This is a genomic window from Burkholderia sp. MS389 (genome assembly GCF_016899425.1).
In the GTDB taxonomy this organism is placed as follows: Bacteria; Pseudomonadota; Gammaproteobacteria; order Burkholderiales; family Burkholderiaceae; genus Burkholderia; species Burkholderia sola.
Window position 1 is genome coordinate 2,675,626 of record NZ_CP045995.1, and the last position, 15,359, is coordinate 2,690,984.

General features: G+C 68.2%; 13 protein-coding genes and 1 pseudogene. 7 read left to right on the forward strand and 7 right to left on the reverse strand.

The genetic code is table 11. The features are described 5' to 3' along the window. Positions 1 to 13: 13 nt before the first annotated feature. Positions 14 to 727, reverse strand: a complete 714-nt coding sequence (locus GJG85_RS28345) for a riboflavin synthase subunit alpha (RefSeq protein ID WP_124631277.1) — start codon at positions 725 to 727, stop codon at positions 14 to 16. A 211-nt stretch (positions 728 to 938) separates the two neighbouring features. Continuing rightward, entirely contained in the window at positions 939 to 2,801 is a 1,863-nt protein-coding gene (locus GJG85_RS28350) for an ABC transporter ATP-binding protein (protein ID WP_124553940.1), read from the reverse strand. Positions 2,802 to 3,290: 489 nt separating this feature from the next. Here GJG85_RS28350 and GJG85_RS28355 point away from each other — a divergent pair, with 489 nt between their 5' ends. Further along, positions 3,291 to 4,172: a Dyp-type peroxidase gene (locus GJG85_RS28355; protein ID WP_050017374.1), complete on the forward strand. Its 882-nt coding sequence runs from the start codon at positions 3,291 to 3,293 to the stop codon at positions 4,170 to 4,172. A 105-nt stretch (positions 4,173 to 4,277) separates the two neighbouring features. On the opposite strand, the gene GJG85_RS28360 is transcribed toward GJG85_RS28355, so the two are convergent. Continuing rightward, the gene (locus GJG85_RS28360) at positions 4,278 to 4,679 is read right to left on the reverse strand and encodes an OsmC family protein (protein WP_069618571.1); all 402 of its coding nucleotides are present in this window, start codon (positions 4,677 to 4,679) and stop codon (positions 4,278 to 4,280) included. A 547-nt stretch (positions 4,680 to 5,226) separates the two neighbouring features. Between GJG85_RS28360 and GJG85_RS28365 the strand changes: the two genes are divergently transcribed. The 6 genes and pseudogenes from GJG85_RS28365 to GJG85_RS35095 all read left to right on the forward strand — a co-directional run. Continuing rightward, entirely contained in the window at positions 5,227 to 6,291 is a 1,065-nt protein-coding gene (locus tag GJG85_RS28365; RefSeq protein ID WP_176015445.1) for a helix-turn-helix domain-containing protein, read from the forward strand. Next, the gene (locus GJG85_RS28370; protein ID WP_050017371.1) at positions 6,240 to 7,556 is read left to right on the forward strand and encodes an Nramp family divalent metal transporter; all 1,317 of its coding nucleotides are present in this window, start codon (positions 6,240 to 6,242) and stop codon (positions 7,554 to 7,556) included. The genes GJG85_RS28365 and GJG85_RS28370 overlap by 52 nt, the downstream gene beginning before the upstream one ends. Positions 7,557 to 7,636: 80 nt before the next feature. Beyond that, positions 7,637 to 8,227 carry a phosphatase PAP2 family protein gene (locus GJG85_RS28375; protein WP_050017370.1) on the forward strand — a complete coding sequence of 197 codons (591 nt, stop codon included), beginning with the start codon at positions 7,637 to 7,639 and terminating at the stop codon, positions 8,225 to 8,227. Positions 8,228 to 8,748: 521 nt separating this feature from the next. Beyond that, positions 8,749 to 9,537 carry an SDR family oxidoreductase gene (locus tag GJG85_RS28380; protein ID WP_050017369.1) on the forward strand — a complete coding sequence of 263 codons (789 nt, stop codon included), beginning with the start codon at positions 8,749 to 8,751 and terminating at the stop codon, positions 9,535 to 9,537. Positions 9,538 to 9,574: 37 nt separating this feature from the next. Further along, a complete protein-coding gene (locus GJG85_RS28385; protein ID WP_050017368.1) occupies positions 9,575 to 10,591 on the forward strand; it encodes an NADP-dependent oxidoreductase in 1,017 nt (338 codons plus the stop codon). Between the two features lie 84 nt (positions 10,592 to 10,675). Further along, positions 10,676 to 10,789: pseudogene (locus GJG85_RS35095) on the forward strand (thioesterase); the annotation flags it as partial. 43 nt (positions 10,790 to 10,832) lie between these two features. Here the strand turns inward: GJG85_RS35095 and GJG85_RS28390 are convergent. The 4 genes from GJG85_RS28390 to GJG85_RS28405 form a co-directional block, all read right to left on the reverse strand. After that, positions 10,833 to 11,885 (reverse strand): AI-2E family transporter, encoded by a 1,053-nt coding sequence (locus tag GJG85_RS28390; RefSeq protein WP_050017367.1) that lies wholly within the window; start codon positions 11,883 to 11,885, stop codon positions 10,833 to 10,835. Between the two features lie 232 nt (positions 11,886 to 12,117). Next, the gene (locus GJG85_RS28395; protein WP_050017366.1) at positions 12,118 to 12,702 is read right to left on the reverse strand and encodes a YSC84-related protein; all 585 of its coding nucleotides are present in this window, start codon (positions 12,700 to 12,702) and stop codon (positions 12,118 to 12,120) included. A 64-nt stretch (positions 12,703 to 12,766) separates the two neighbouring features. Beyond that, positions 12,767 to 13,153: a DUF883 family protein gene (locus tag GJG85_RS28400; protein ID WP_050017365.1), complete on the reverse strand. Its 387-nt coding sequence runs from the start codon at positions 13,151 to 13,153 to the stop codon at positions 12,767 to 12,769. A 285-nt stretch (positions 13,154 to 13,438) separates the two neighbouring features. Continuing rightward, positions 13,439 to 15,322 (reverse strand): ExeM/NucH family extracellular endonuclease, encoded by a 1,884-nt coding sequence (locus GJG85_RS28405; protein WP_204384125.1) that lies wholly within the window; start codon positions 15,320 to 15,322, stop codon positions 13,439 to 13,441. Positions 15,323 to 15,359: the final 37 nt, after the last annotated feature.

The window sequence follows — 15,359 nt, forward strand, 5'->3', positions numbered from 1 at the left end:
GCTTAATCAGCCTTTACTGCTTCGGCAGCCGCGCGACGTTCCGCGCCAGCAGTTCCTCGATATCGATGCCTTTTTCCGCCAGCAACGCGGTGACGACGCCGTTCAATTCGCCGAGCGTTTCCTTGACCGACTCGCGGATCGTATCCACGACGACCTGCGTGCTGCGCTCGATCTCGATGTTGACCTTGTCGTTGACGCCCTTCGCGTCGAACGTGGTCGCGCGGCGCGTTTCGGGAATCAGCCAGACGTCGAACCAGCCTTCGTCGCGGTTGACGTCGGACACCGTCAGGCTGCAACCGTTGATCGCGATATAGCCCTTCGCGAACACATACCGCTTGAACGCCTCCGGCACGCCGATGCGCACCATCCGGTTGTGTTCGGACATCGCGATGTGCCGGATGGTCCCGGTGAAATCCACGTGGCCGGACAGCGGATGACCGCCGATCTCCGCGCCGTCCTTCGCGGCCCGCTCGACGTTGACGCGCGCGCCGGTCGCGAGGTCGGCGAGCGTCGTGATCCGCAGGCTCGGCAGCATCACGTCGAAGTCGATCAGCGCCGGCGAATGGATGGTCGTCACGGTCAGGCACACGCCGTCGACCGACACGCTCGCACCGATCTCGATCTCGTCGGTGAACCGTTCGGGGAACTCGATGCTGAACGTCCTCAGTTCGCCGTGATCCTTGATGGCGTTGATGACGGCAACACCCTGAACAATGCCTGTAAACATGATCGATCCCTCGTCGCAAATTTCCTGGTCGACATGATAAGTGATCCCGCTGCCGGACATGCCGCGGCGCGCGGGCCGGCGCCGGCGAGCCCGTGCCGCAGATACAGAAAAGGCCGTGCACGTGGCACGGCCTCGATCCGGATCCGCTGGCTCGCCGACACGGCCCGGCGGCGATGACCGCGCCGCCAGGCTGCATCGCGCCATGCTTGCATCAAACCTCAGCCGGCTCCCCCAGCGCCCCGGCATCGCGATCCGCCACGCGCCGAGGCGAATCGGCGAGCCCCTTCGCGAGCTCCAGCGCTTGCCGTTCGAACAGCCGGCGATAGATGCCGCCGTCGATGCGGATCAGCGCGTCGTGGTTGCCTTCCTCGATCACCTTGCCGCGATCGAGCACCAGCAGCCGGTCGAGCGCGCGCACGGTCGACAGCCGGTGCGCGACGACGAGCGTCGTGCGGCCGACCATCAGCCGCTCCATCGCCTGCTGGATCAGCAGCTCGCTTTCGCTGTCGAGGCTCGACGTCGCTTCGTCGAGGATCAGGATCGGCGCATCGGCGAGGAACGCGCGCGCGATCGCGACGCGCTGGCGCTCGCCGCCCGACAGCTTGATCCCGCGTTCGCCGACGAGCGTGTCATAGCCGTCCGGCAGCGCGGCGATGAAGTCGTGCGCACTCGCCAGACGCGCGGCGCGCTCGATGTCGGCGCGGCTCGCATCGGGGCGCGCATACGCGATGTTCTCCGCGAGCGTGCGGTGGAACAGCACGGGCTCCTGCTGGACGATCGCGATCTGGCTGCGCAGCGAATCCTGCCGCACCTGCGCGATGTCCTGGCCGTCGATCGTGATGCGGCCGCCCGACACGTCGTACAGGCGCTGAATCAGCTTGATGAACGTCGTCTTGCCCGACCCCGAATGACCGACGAGGCCCACGCGTTCGCCGGGCGCGATCCGCATCGAGAAATCGTCGTACAGCGGCACCGGATGGTTGCCGTAGCGGAACGTCACGTGCTCGAAGCGGATCTCGCCTTGCCCGATCCGGATCGCCGGCGCGCCGGGGCGATCGTCGATGCCAAGCGGCTGCCGTTCGAGCGCGACGAGCTCTTCCATGTCGTTCACCGAGCGCTGCAGGTTGCGGATGTGCATGCCGACGTCGCGCAGGTAACCCTGCAGCATGAAGAACATCGTCAGCGCGAACGCGATGTCGCCGACGCTCGCCTCGTCGTTCATCCACAGCCGCAGCGCGACGCCGATCATCGCGGCCTGCATCGCGACGAGCATCGCGCCTTGCAGCCCGCCGTTGAACGTGCCGCGCACCCACGTGCGGCGCGTGCGCTGCCGCCATTTGCCGATCACGCGCGCGAGCCGCGCTTCCTCGCGCGTTTCCGCGCCGAACGCCTTGACGACCGCGTTGCAACTCACGGCGTCGGCCAGCGCGCCGCCCATGCGCGTGTCCCACAGGTTGCCGAGCCGGGCGGCCGGCGCGACGATGCCGAGCGACACCGCGACCGTCACCGCGATGTACAGCAGCGAACCCGCGCCGACGACGAGCCCCATCACCGGCCAGTGCGTGCCGAGCAGCACGGTCGCGCCGACCAGCATCGCGACCGACGGCAGCAGCGCGATCAGCACGGTGTCGTTGAGCAGGTCGAGCGCCCAGATCCCGCGCGTGATCTTGCGCACGGTCGAGCCCGCGAAGCTGTTCGCGTGCCAGTCGGTCGAGAAGCGCTGCACGCGGTGGAACGACGCGGCGGCGATCTCGCTCATCATCTTCAGCGTGAGCGTGATGATGTTCAGGTAGACGCCCTGGCGCAGCACCGTCGCGCCGATGCCGAGCGCGGCGAGCGTGCCGAACGCGACGAGGGCCGAATGCCACGCCGCGGCGCGGTCGGTGAGGCCGGTCGACAGCGCGTCGACGAGGCGGCCGGCGAACAGCGGCGTGAGGACGTCGGCGAGCGCGGCGAGCAGCGCGAGGCTCGCGACCGTGGCGATGCGCGCCGGCTGCTTGCGCCAGTAACGGATGGTGAAGCCGAAGACGGCCTGGAATGCGTGGCCGCCCAGATGGGAGCTTTTTCTGGTCATGTATTGTTGCCCGGCGCATCGCGCGACGGGACTTTCCGGTTCGGAGAACGTCGAAAACGCAACAGCCGGGCCGCGCGACACACGCGGGGCGGAACGAAACGGGCTGTCGGGAAAAGCGCGGCTGACGGGTTAGCGGAAAACTCGGGAGCCGGCGCGGACGGCGGGCTGGATCAGCTGCGCCGCGAGACCACGTTCGGGAAGGTTGCTGGCATTCGGAACATCTGCACCTCCCTGAAGTGAACGGTTGAATGAAAGGACGCCGAAAAGACGTGCAGCGATTTTATCAGGACAGTCGCGCGCGCCGCAACGTCTGACGAATACGGCGTTGCTGCGTCGATACGGTGAGTATTCCGGGTTTTGGCCCCTTTTCGCGTACGTTGCGCGATGGCGGGTGCGGAGCCGGCGCGCGCATCGATTACACTTCCGCGTCCGCGGCGCGCGACGACGCGCGGCCGCCCGGATTCACTCCGAACCATTCCCGAGGAAACGATGAGCGACGTTCAGCAAGGCATCCTGGCTCCGATCGATACGGTAGCCCGATACCTCACTTTCACGATGTCGAACGACGGCAATATCGCCGCGGCGCTGGCCGCGCTGCGCGAGATCGTCGACGGACGCGACACGGTGGTCGGTTTCGGACACGCGCTGGCCGCCTGGCTCGGGCACCCGGTGCCGGGCCTGACCGACTATCCGGCGTTCTCGGTGAACGACCGTACGCTGCCGATGACGCCGGCCGACGTGTGGGTCTGGCTGCGCTCGGACGACCGCGGCGAGATCGTGCTGCGCGCGCGGGCGATCGAACGCGCGCTCGCGCCGGCGTTCGCGCTGCAGGAGGCCGTCGACGGCTTCCGCTATTCGAACGATCGCGACCTGTCCGGCTACGAGGACGGCACCGAGAACCCGGAAGGCGACGACGCGGTGGCCGCGGCGATCGTCACGGGGCAGGGCGCGGGGCTCGACGGCTCGAGTTTCGTCGCGGTGCAGCAGTGGGTGCACGACTTCGACCAGATGGAGCGCATTCCGTCGGGCGACATGGACCACATCATCGGGCGTCGCCGTTCGGACAACGAGGAACTCGACGACGCGCCCGAATTCGCGCACGTGAAGCGCACCGCGCAGGAAAGCTTCGCGCCCGAGGCGTTCATGCTGCGCCGTTCGTCGCCGTGGTCGGACACGCGCCGGGCGGGCCTGTACTTCGTCGCGTTCGGCTGCTCGTTCCGCGCATTCGACGTGCAGATGCGCCGGATGAGCGGCGAGGAAGACGGGATCGTCGACGGCCTGTTCCGCTTCACGCGGCCGCTGACGGGCGCGTATTTCTGGTGCCCGCCGATGAAGGACGGCAAGCTGGACCTCGCCGCGCTCGGACTGTAAGCGCCGGGCGGGATCGACGAACGGGCGGGTCGCGCCGGAATGCGCGGCCCGCCCGTTTCGTTTTTCAAGCTTTCAAGCGGCAGTGCGTGCGGACTGCCGCGTGCGTCAGTTCAGCGTCGTGTCGATCCGCGTGCCGCGCTTGATGAACTGCGTCACCGGGGTTTTCTCGCAGATTTCCGCGAGACGCTGGCGTTGCGCGTCGTCGAGCGGGCCGTCGAGCGTCACGACGCGGCGCACGTACTGCACGCCTTCGCGATCGGCATGCAACTCGGTGCGCACCGCGATGCGCGCGGCCGGCCACGTCTTGCGCTGCATGTACATACGCAGCGTCGCGGCCGTGCATTGCGCGAGCCCGGCCAGCACGAACTCGTACGGCGCCGGCCCGCGATCCTGGCCGCCTTCGCGCGGCGCTTCGTCGCCGGTCAGCGCATGCGTGCCGGCCTGCAACTGGACGACGTAGTCGGGCGCGTCGGCATCGAGGACGGCGGCGGCGTGGATCAGGGACATGGCAGGGCTCCGGGAAGCAAATAAAGGAAAGCGGGCGCCGCGTGGCGGCGTGCAGCCGTCAGCATACCGTTCCGGCCGCGCGGGCGCGCGCGACGCGCTACGCGTCGGCGATGCCGGCGCTGCTGCGCACGCGCGCGGCGATGCGTTCGCACGCGTTCGATGCACGTCGATGCCGTTCGCGCCGATACGCGAGCGTTCGCTTTGTCGATGTAACGCAATCAAACACGCACGTCATTAAGCATGACGGCTGCAATAATCGGCCGCATCGCATACGCGATTCTGTATCGGCATACCAGCGGTATGCGGCAGCCTGTAGTAATCCGCCATCATGCTGTCCCCGTCGGCCATTTCGCGCCAAAGGCACGACCCGTTCGGCTAAGATGCCGTCGCTTCATATTTCGGGATAGCCGTCCTGTCGCACGCATTCAAACCAAATATAAGCCTGACAGTTCGACGGTATTAGAAGAAGTCGAACAAGTCGGGGGCTTGGCCAGTGAATGCAGCAGATCAGCGGTGGGTCATTATCTATTTGAGTACGGGGTTTTCGTTGGCCCAGGCCGCGCGTCTCGGCGAGGCCTTCAACCTGGCGAATCGCCTGCATGGGTACGGCGTGGATTACCAGCTCAAGTACGTATCCGAAAGCGGAGGACTGTTGCAGTCGTCGTCCGGCGTGAGAATCGCGGCCGATCCGCTCGGCGACGAACACAGCCGCCGCGCGCTCGCGTTCTTTCATCTTCATGGCGACCGCGCGGCCGTCAACTGGGACGACGCATTGCAACGGCGCCTGGCCGACATTCGCCAGCATGCGCGCTGGATCGTCGACGCGATGGACCTGCCCGCGCTCGCCGCCACGCAGCGGCCGTCGTCGTCGATCGACGTGCGGCCGGGCAGCGCCCGGCGCCGCGCCGCCACGACCATCGAATCGCGGGCCGGCGAGACCGACGTGTTTGCCGCCGCGCTCGACATGTTCCGCGCGGACCTCGGCGATGGCGCCGCGCGGGAGATCGCCAGCAACATGGCGCGGCCGGTCGAGCAGCGCTATGTTCAGTCGATGTGGGCGTTCCGCGAACTGAGCGCGAGCCCGTCGATCCGGATGTCCGCGCAGCGGCTGCGCGCGCAGAGCGTGAACCGCATCTCGATCGCGAACGCCGCGCAGGCGGCCGCGATGAGCGAGCGCAATTTCCTGCGGCGCTTCAAGAAGGAAATCGGCGTGACGCCGACCGAGTTCGTCCAGCACGTGCGGCTCGAACGGGCGTGCCACATGCTGATCCATACGACGCTGCCGGCCGACAAGGTCGCGCGGCGCACCGGGTTCGGCAGCGGCGAGCGGCTCGCGAAGCTGTTTCGCCAGCGCCTGCTGATGTCGCCGACCGAATTTCGCGTCGCCGAGCGGGAAAAAATCCTCGCGCACGACGCGGCGTCGCCCGACCCGGATGACGGGCAGGCCGCCGCGTGCTGCGACGGCGAGGGGGCGGAATGCGACGCGTGCGCGACCGCGCGCGGGAAAACGGGACGGATACCCGTAGAATCGTCGTGTCGCGACCTCGATTCCCGGTTTCCATGCCCTTCCTCCCCTCTACCGCCACCGCCCCTTTCTGCCCGTCGGAAGTAAAGGGCAGCATCACGATCGACGCGGCCGCGCCGCGCTGGCAGAAGCTCAAGCGTTTCTTCGGCCCCGGCCTGCTGGTCGCGATCGGCTACATGGATCCCGGCAACTGGGCGACCGATATCCAGGCGGGCTCGCAGTTCGGCTATTCGCTGCTGTGGGTCGTCGCGTTCTCGAGCCTCGCGGCGATCTTCCTGCAGATGCTCGCGGCGCGGCTCGGCCTCGTCGCGGGCAAGGATCTCGCGCAGGCCAGCTACGAGCGCTACGGCCGGGTCGGCCGCGTCGTGCAGTGGATCACCGCCGAAGTGTCGATCATCGCGTGCGACATCGCGGAAGTGCTCGGCTGCGCGCTCGCGTTCAAGCTGCTGCTCGGCGTGCCGCTCGCGTGGGGCGTCGTGCTCACCGCGCTCGACACGGTGATCGTGCTCGGCCTGCAGGGCAAGGGGTTCCGGCAGATCGAGGCGATCGTGCTCGGGCTGATCGCGACGATGGCGTTCTGCTTCGTCGCGCAGGTGGCGATCACGCCGCCCGACTGGCACGCGGTGATCGGCGGGCTCGTGCCGGGCGACCCGGGCCACGATCGCAAGGACGCGATCGTGCTCGCGCTCGGCATCGTCGGCGCGACGATCATGCCGCACAACCTGTATCTGCATTCGTCGGTCGTGCAGACGCGGCATGTGGTCGGCGGCGCGCGCGGCGTGATCCGCGACACGCTGGGGCTCGTGCGCATCGATACCTGCGTGTCGCTGTTCGTCGCGATGCTCGTCAACGCGGCGATCCTCGTCGTCGCGGGCGCCGCGTTTCATGCGACGGGCCAGCACAACGTGACCGACATCGAACAGGCGTACCGGCTGATCACGCCGATCGCCGGCGGCGCGGCCGCGCTGTTGTTCGGCATCGCGCTGCTCGCGTCGGGGCAGAGCTCGACGCTGACCGGCACGATCGCCGGCCAGGTCATCATGGACGGTTTCCTGCATACGAAGATCCCGTGCTACCAGCGCCGGCTGATCACGCGCGGGCTCGCGCTCGTGCCGGCGCTGATCGGCGTGCTGTGGCTCGGCGACGGCTCGGTCGGGCAACTGCTCGTCTGGAGCCAGGTGCTGCTGAGCCTGCAGTTGCCGTTCGCGATGTGGCCGCTGATCCGCTCGGTCAGCGACCGCAACACGATGGGCGACCACGCGATCGGCCGCGGGATGCAGGCGGCCGCATGGGCGCTGTTCGCCGTGATCACCGGCACGAACCTGCTGCTGATTACCGGTGTCGCGGGCTGATACAGCCTGTCACAGGCTGACACAGGCGTGCGGCGCGCATGCGGTAAACTGCGGCCTTTCGATCGACCCCGAAGTCCGTTATGTGGAGTGAAATCAGCAATATCGGCGATGCCGCGCTGACCTTGCCGATCGCGCTGACCTGCGCGGCATGGCTCGTGCTGACCGACTGGCGCCTCGCCGTTCGCTGGGGCGTGCTGCTGGCCGCCGGCATGGGCGTCGTCGGCGCGACGAAGATTCTCTATGCCGGATGCGGGATCGAGCTTCCGCAATTCGATTTCCGCGTGATCAGCGGCCATACGATGCTGTCGACGTCCGTGTGGACGGTCGCGCTGTCGATGCTGTGGCAGGCGTTCCGGCCGGGCAGGGCGCCCGGCATCGCGGCCGGGCTGGCCGTCGGCGCGATCACGGCCGTGGCGCGCGTGTTCGATCATTCGCACACCGTGCCGGAAGTCGTCGCCGGCTGGATGCTCGGCGCGCTGGTCGCGCTGGTGTTCCTGCGCGGCTACGACGGCGCGCGGCAGCGCGCGTTCTCGCCGCGCGTCGCGGCGGCCTGCCTGCTGCTGGTGTCGGGCATCGCGTACGGGCACCGCGCGCCGTTCCAGCAGATGATCGACACGCATTCGCCGCAGCTCTGCGCGTTCGTGCGCGCGCCGTCGGGCGACCGGTTCTGACCGGTGCCGATGGCGGGTGCGCCGGCGCCGCCTTTCTGCCGCTGGGGTTCGTCCGGCGTTTTCCGGTTTTTCCGGCGGGTCGCACGATGCCACGCCGGTTCATTTCCCCGATTGCCTTCCCCGGTTGTGCGGACGCAACGCCCGGCATCCCGAAAATCGACCCGCTCGCCAGTCCGCTCGACCGGCGCGCGTGGACTCGCACATCGGTGCCGGTATGCGCGAGTCATCAACGCTGTCTATGACCGGGCATAACGAATATTCATTTCATCGATCGGGTGCATTCGCGTACGCTGGCCGTCGTTCAACCGCGGACAGCCTGCCCGGCCGGGCACGCGTGCGTCGCGTGCGTCGCGTTCGTCGCGTTCGTCTCGATATACTCGCGGAAACCGTGTGGCGCGTCGTCATGTCGGCGCACCGGCCATCGGCGCACGTCGGCCGGCAGCGGCACTGAAGGCGCGGAAAGCACGCACACCCCGTCGCAGCAGCGTTCCGCGACGACGATTCAAGACAGGAGCAGACACATGACAATCGTTTCTCCGCGCCTCGCCGGCAAGTGCGCATACATCACGGGCGCCGCGGGCGGCCTCGGCCGGGCGATCGCGCGCCGGATGGTCGAGCAGGGCGCGCGCGTGTTCGTGACCGATATCGCGGAAGCGGCGGTGCTCGACGCGTTCGCGCAGGAGCTCAACGCGGGCCACGCGACGCCGGTCGCGTTCGCCGCGACCCAGGACGTGCGCGACGAAGCGCGCTGGCAGGCGCTGCTCGTGCAGGCGACCGATGCGATGGGCGGCCTGTCGGTGCTCGTCAACAATGCGGGCGTCGGCTCGATCGGCTCGCCCGCGCAAATCGAGCTGGACGAATGGCGCCGCGTGATGGCGATCAACGTCGAGAGCATCGTGCTCGGCTGCAAGCATGCGCTGTCGTATCTGGCCGAGAGCCATCCCGCATCGATCATCAACATTTCGTCGGTCGCCGCGTTCAAGGTCGAACCGGATTTCACCGCGTACAACGCATCGAAGGCGGCGGTCGCGTCGCTGACGAAGTCGGTCGCGATCGATTGCGCGCGCCGCGAGATCGACGTGCGCTGCAATTCGATTCATCCGGCGTTCATCCGCACGGGGATCGTCGAGCCGCTGTTCCAGTCGCTCGGCGAACGCGACGCGACGCGCAAGCTCGCGCGCGGCATTCCGCTGCGCCGGCTCGGCGAGCCGGACGACGTCGCGCATGCGGCCGTGTATCTCGCGTCCGACGAGAGCCGCTTCGTGACGGCCGCCGAACTCGTGATCGACGGCGGCATGTGCGCGGTCTGACGCGCATCCCGAACCACAACGATTGGAGGAGAACAGCATGTCGACACCCGTGAACCGCCAGCTGCTATTGAAGACGCGCCCGGAAGGGCGGGTCGGCCGCGAACATTTTTCGCTCGTCGAGACGCCGGTGCCGGCGCTCGCCGACGGCGAGGTGCTCGTGCGCGTGCTGTATCTGTCGATGGACCCGACCAACCGCGTATGGATGAGCGACGTGCCGCAGTACCTGCCGCCCGTCGCGATCGGCGAGGTGATGCGCGCGCTCGGGATCGGCCGCGTGATCGCGTCGCGTAACGCGGGGTTCGCGGAGGGTGACCTCGTGCAGGGGCTCGTCGGCTGGCAGGACTACGCGGTGGTGCCGGCCGAGCAGGCCGCGCAGCTCGTGAAGCTGCCCGCGCACTCGGGCCTGCCGCTGCCGACGCTGCTCGGCGCGTGCGGGATGAGCGGGTTGACCGCGTACTACGGGCTGACCGACATCGCGCCGGTGCAGCCGGGCGAAACGCTGGTCGTGTCGGCGGCGGCCGGCTCGGTCGGCTCGATCGCCGGGCAGATCGGCAAGATCCACGGCGCACGGGTGGTCGGCATCGCGGGCGGCGCGGACAAGTGCCGCTACCTGACCGAGACGCTCGGCTTCGACGCGGCCGTCGACTACAAGGCCGACGACTTCCGCCAGCAACTGAAGGCGGCGACGCCGGACGGCGTGCACGTGAACTTCGAGAACGTCGGCGGCGAGGTGATGCGCGCGGTGTTGTCGCGGATGGTGATCGGCGGGCGCGTCGCGCTGTGCGGCGTGATCTCGAACTACAACAGCGGCCGCGCGGCCGACGACGTCGGCGTGCTGATCTCGAAGCGGCTGACGATGCGCGGCTTCCTGATCCTCGACTACCGCAAGAGCCGCGAAGCCGTGCAGACGCTCGCGGGCTGGCTGCGCGACGGCCGGCTCAAGGCCGAGGAAACCGTGGCCGACGGTCTCGAAAACGCGCCCGACGTGCTGAATCGCCTGTTCGACGGCGACCATCGCGGCAAGCTGGTGCTGCGCGTCGATCCGGACGCGTGACGGGCGCGTCTCGCCTGTCGGATCGGGCCGCGGGCGCGTATCGAGCGAGCCGAGTTCGATCAATCCGGCCGCAGTTGCACATGGCTGACGCCGGGCCGCGCGCATCGCGTCGGCCCGTATGGCGGCGTGATGACGGATGCGGCGGATGAAGCAACGGGCGCCGTGGCGCCCGTCGTGATCCATATCCGTCATCCTTGACCGGCGAGGTCCGCACGCATGCGGATCGCCGGCCGGCCGCGCGTCATTCGCCCTGTTCGGCGCGCGCGTAGATGTCCCAGCTCGCCATGAACAGCGCGGCGACGAGCGGCCCGATCACGAAGCCGTTGATGCCGAACAGCGCCATCCCGCCGAGCGTCGAGATCAGCACGACCCAGTCGGGCATCTTCGTGTCCTTGCCGACGAGGATCGGGCGCAGCAGGTTGTCGACGAGGCCGATCACGCCGACGCAGAACGCGACGAGGATCACGCACTTCCATACCGCGCCGATCATCAGGAAGTAGAGCGCGGCCGGCACCCACACGAGGCTCGCGCCGATCGCGGGCAACAGCGACAGGAACGCCATCAGCGCGCCCCACAGCACGACGCCCTCGATCCCGAGGATCCAGAAGATCAGCCCGCCGAGCGCGCCCTGGACGAGCGCGACCGCGATGTTGCCCTTCACGGTCGCGCGCACGACCGTCGTGAATTTCGCGAGCAGCAGGTTCTTGTGCTCTTCGTCGAGCGGCAGCGCGCGGCGCACGCGGCGGCCGATCTCGCCGCCATCGCGCAGCAGGAAGAACACCATGTACAGCATCACGCCGAAGCTCACGACGAACTGGAACGTGTTCTGGCCGATGCTGAGCGCCTGGGTGGCCGCGAACTGGCTGATCTGCGCGGCGCCGTCGGTCAGCTTCTTCTGGATGCCCGGGATGTTGGTCAGCCCGTATTTCTGCAGCAGGTTCTGGATCGACGTCGGCAGCGCGTGGATGATGTCATGGAAGTACTGCGAATAATTCGGCTGCGCATCCTTGAGTTCCTGGTACACGTACGCGATTTCCTGTACGAGCGTCGCCGTGACGAACACGAGCGGCAGGATCACGATCAGGATGATCAGCGACATCGTGACGAGCGCGGCCAGATTGCGCCGCTTGCCGAAGCGTGCGGCGAGCCAGCGCTGCACGGGCTGGAACAGGATCGCGAGAATGGTGCCCCAGAAGACGGCGCCGGAGAATGGCGCGAGGATCCAGCAGAGTCCGACGGTGACCGCGAACAGCAGGAAGTAGAAGAATTTTTGGTGATCGTGTCCGCTATCCATGGGTACATTCGCGCAGATTGATGCGTGGTTTGATTGAATCTCGTTGCCCCGCGCGCGATCGGTTCGCGAACGTCAGGTTCGCGGCGCAATGCGCGGCCGGGCGGCCCATGCGGAGTATGCCCGCAAAGGTGCCGCCATCATAGCCGCTGCGTGAGACACATGCGAAAACGCCGCGGCCGGGGCCGCGGCGCTGCCGGGAAGCGAACGCGGCGCGAGGCCGCGTGCCGGATCGTCAGATGTTGAGCTTGGTGACCTTCGTGCCGTTCACCGACAGGTCGCCCATCAGGCCCGCGTTGGTCAGGACCAGCACTTCCACCGGTGCGGTAGCCGTGTTGGAGTCGACCGCGCCGTTCGCGCCGACCTTCACGACCGCGACCGACGCGTCGGCGCCGGCCGACCAGCCGTCCGACTTGCGGAACGAGTCGAGCGCATCCTGCGTCATGAACAGGAACACGACCGCCTTCGATTGCGCGCCGGCCTGCAGGCCGACCGACAGCGACGACGTGTTGTAGTAGCCGACGGTGCTGCCGCCGACGCGCAGCGCGCCGTTGCCGGACTGGGCGCCGACGATGAAGCCGGCTTGCAGCACATTCGGGAACACGAGGACGCCGCGTGCTTTCGAGACCAGGTCGCGCGAGCCGGGCACCGTCGAATACAGGCGCGACAGCGTCGCATTCACGCTGGCGTCGATCGACTCGCGCTTCGACGCGCTGGCCGCGGCGCTATCGGGTTTGCCGGACGTGGTCGTGCAACCGGCGAGGGCGAGGCTGCCGAGCATCACGGCGGCGGCGGCTTTCATGGCGAGGGATTTCTGCATGGCGTTTCTCCTTCGTTGTCTGATGGGTGACGGGCGAGGCGGGCGGCGGTACACGCCGCCCCGTTCAACGGCGGGAAAGGAGCAGGCCCGCAACGAACGCAAGGCCCGCGACGACGCCGGCGGTTTGCCACGGGTTCTCGTGCACGACTTGCGACACGCGTTCGGCCGAATCGCGCAGCCGGGCGGCCGCGCTGCCCGACGCATAGTCGAGCGCGCCGCGTGCTTCATCGAGGCGGGATTGCACGCGCTTGCGCAGCGTGGCGATATCGCCATCGCCATCGTTTTTCAGCAGATCTTCCAGTTCGTCGACTAGCCCGCGCAGATCGTCGGTCACGTCGGCATGCAGATCGCGGGCAGCCGCGCGCGTCGTGCGGCCCACGCGTCGGCCGGTGCGACGGATATCGGACAGCCCGCGGTCCAGCTTGTGTTCGATCGAGTCGGTAAGCGCCATGGTGTTTATCCTCCTTTGATTCCAGGCAATTTGAAGATAAGACGAATCGCTGCAACTGATGTGATTCACTTGATCCGATTGAGTTTCGAGACAAATTTTCAATTCGTCGGCAGGATCGCCGGGAAACCCCGTCGCGCGGGGCGGCGCTGCGGTTGAAAAAATTTCGCGCGTCGGGGCGATACGGCGTGTCGAGCAGCGGATCGCAGTGAAGGTGCGGTAAATATGGCGCCGCCACCGGCATCAGGTAAATAGTGCCGTTGCAGGTTGAGCGCTGATGCAAATGCACTACTCGACGCCCGGTCGAGGCGCACGATTCGTGCCTGATGCCGGCTGCGGGCCGGTATCGTTCAGTGCGACGTCGATGACGACGGGATCGTGGTCCGACGAGCGGTAGGCGTCCGGTGCGTAATAAGCCGACCGTCGCGTGCGCGTTTTGTAATCGGGCACGGATTGCAGCGCGACCGGTTCGTCCGCATTGATGTGCCAGAACCGCACGGCCTTCACGCGCGCGGCGAGCGGCGGCGTGGCGAGCGCGTGGTCGAGATTGCCGGCTTCGCCGCGAAATACGTAGCTGTACGCAGCATCGCCGACGAAGTGCGCAACCAGGTTCGCGTAGCCGCGCGCTTCGAGCGTGCGGACCGGGTCTTCCTTTGCATAACTGTTCAGATCGCCGATCAGCAGCACGCCGTCGGCCGCGACGCCCGTCGGCGACGTGGCGAGCCAGTCGGCGACGCGTGCGGCCGCCCGCGTGCGCGCCGCGTTCCAGCAGCCCTGGCCGTCCGACTGGTCGAGATCGGCGCCGCTCGCGTGCGGGCAGTTCTTCGACTTCAGGTGATTGACCGCGACCGTGAACGCACGCGTGCCGCCGATGCGCCGGAACGTCTGCGCGAGCGGCGGGCGGTGTCGGCCGCCGAGCGAGACGGTGGCGGCGCGCCCGACCGGCTCGATCGTGCGGCTGTCGTACAGCAGCGCGACCGCGATCGCGTCGCGGCCCAGGCGCGCGGTGCCGGGATCGACCGCGCGCCAGCCGTCGCCGAGTTGCGCGGCGAGCCGACGGATGGCGCTCGCGTCGCCGTGGCCGTTGTTCGCGATTTCCATCAGCCCGATCACGTCGGCGCGCAGCGCGCGCAACGCCGCGACGATCTTCGCTTCCTGCCGCGCGAACGCGGCGGGCGTTTTCGCGCCGCGGTTGGCCGGCGCGTCGAATCCGCCGCCACGGCCGTCGCCGTTGAAATAGTTGAAGACGTTGAACGACACGATGCGCACGTCGGCATCGGGATGCCGGGCCGGCGCCGCGGTGCGCGCGTTCGCGGCGGCATTGAATACGGGCGCCGCGCCGGCCACCGGTTGCAGCCGCCATGTACCGTAGCGCAACTCGAGCACGCCTTCGACGCCGCGTACCGTGTAGCCCGCGCGCAGCGTGTTGGCGGCGTTCAGCGCGGGCGGCGGATAGCGGACGGTCGCCGGGTCGCGGCGGTTCGAACCGTCGTCGAGCACGAGGCGATTCAATGCGTTGGCCGCTGCCTGCGCGGCAGCGTCGGCCGGCGGCGCGACCTGGGTCGGCACGCGCAGCCGGCCGTTGCTCAGCACGATGCTGCCGTAGCGGCCGAGTTCGTAGGTATCGCTGACCGTCAGCGTTTGCGGCAGGCGTACGCGCATGGCTTCGTGCGCGGCGAGGACGGCGGGCGACGCAACCGGCAGCGCGAGCGCGGCCGGCGTGACCGTCTGCCCGCGTGCGCAGACGGCCACGCGGCCCGACAGCGTGAGCTGCGTCCGGCCGTATTTCTCGTCGACCTTGCCGGTCAGACGCACGAGATCGCCGGGTTCTGCGCGCGCATTCGGTGCGTAGACGAACAGGCCTTCCGGAACGCCCGGCCGGTGTTGCCGTTGCGCGTCGGCCTGCTGGACGAAGAAGCCGCCGAGGCCGTCTGCGCCGCCGAACGCCGCGGTGACGACCGCTTCGATCGACGTCGTTTGCCCGGCGAGCCGCGACGGACCGCCGGCGCGGCGGATCTCGGCGATCGCCGTGGCGGGGCCGCCGCAACCGCTGCCGACCGGCAGCGCGGCGGGGGGCGGCCGCGCGCAGAAGGCCACGGACAGCACGGCGGACAACACGACGAACAGCGCGACGAACAGCGCGACGGCAAGCAGGGGGAGCGGGCGTGACATGGGACGGTCCACAGGATGAAAATCCGACAGTTCGGGA

Coding starts and splice junctions, on each gene's coding strand:
- GJG85_RS28375 (WP_050017370.1), top strand. CDS start 7,637: ATGTGGAGTGAAATCAGCAATATCGGCGATGCCGCGCTGACCTTGCCG.
- GJG85_RS28370 (WP_050017371.1), top strand. CDS start 6,240: ATGCCCTTCCTCCCCTCTACCGCCACCGCCCCTTTCTGCCCGTCGGAA.
- GJG85_RS28350 (WP_124553940.1), bottom strand. CDS start 2,801: ATGACCAGAAAAAGCTCCCATCTGGGCGGCCACGCATTCCAGGCCGTC.
- GJG85_RS28400 (WP_050017365.1), bottom strand. CDS start 13,153: ATGGCGCTTACCGACTCGATCGAACACAAGCTGGACCGCGGGCTGTCC.
- GJG85_RS28360 (WP_069618571.1), bottom strand. CDS start 4,679: ATGTCCCTGATCCACGCCGCCGCCGTCCTCGATGCCGACGCGCCCGAC.
- GJG85_RS28345 (WP_124631277.1), bottom strand. CDS start 727: ATGTTTACAGGCATTGTTCAGGGTGTTGCCGTCATCAACGCCATCAAG.
- GJG85_RS28405 (WP_204384125.1), bottom strand. CDS start 15,322: ATGTCACGCCCGCTCCCCCTGCTTGCCGTCGCGCTGTTCGTCGCGCTG.
- GJG85_RS28395 (WP_050017366.1), bottom strand. CDS start 12,702: ATGCAGAAATCCCTCGCCATGAAAGCCGCCGCCGCCGTGATGCTCGGC.
- GJG85_RS28385 (WP_050017368.1), top strand. CDS start 9,575: ATGTCGACACCCGTGAACCGCCAGCTGCTATTGAAGACGCGCCCGGAA.
- GJG85_RS28355 (WP_050017374.1), top strand. CDS start 3,291: ATGAGCGACGTTCAGCAAGGCATCCTGGCTCCGATCGATACGGTAGCC.
- GJG85_RS28380 (WP_050017369.1), top strand. CDS start 8,749: ATGACAATCGTTTCTCCGCGCCTCGCCGGCAAGTGCGCATACATCACG.
- GJG85_RS28390 (WP_050017367.1), bottom strand. CDS start 11,885: ATGGATAGCGGACACGATCACCAAAAATTCTTCTACTTCCTGCTGTTC.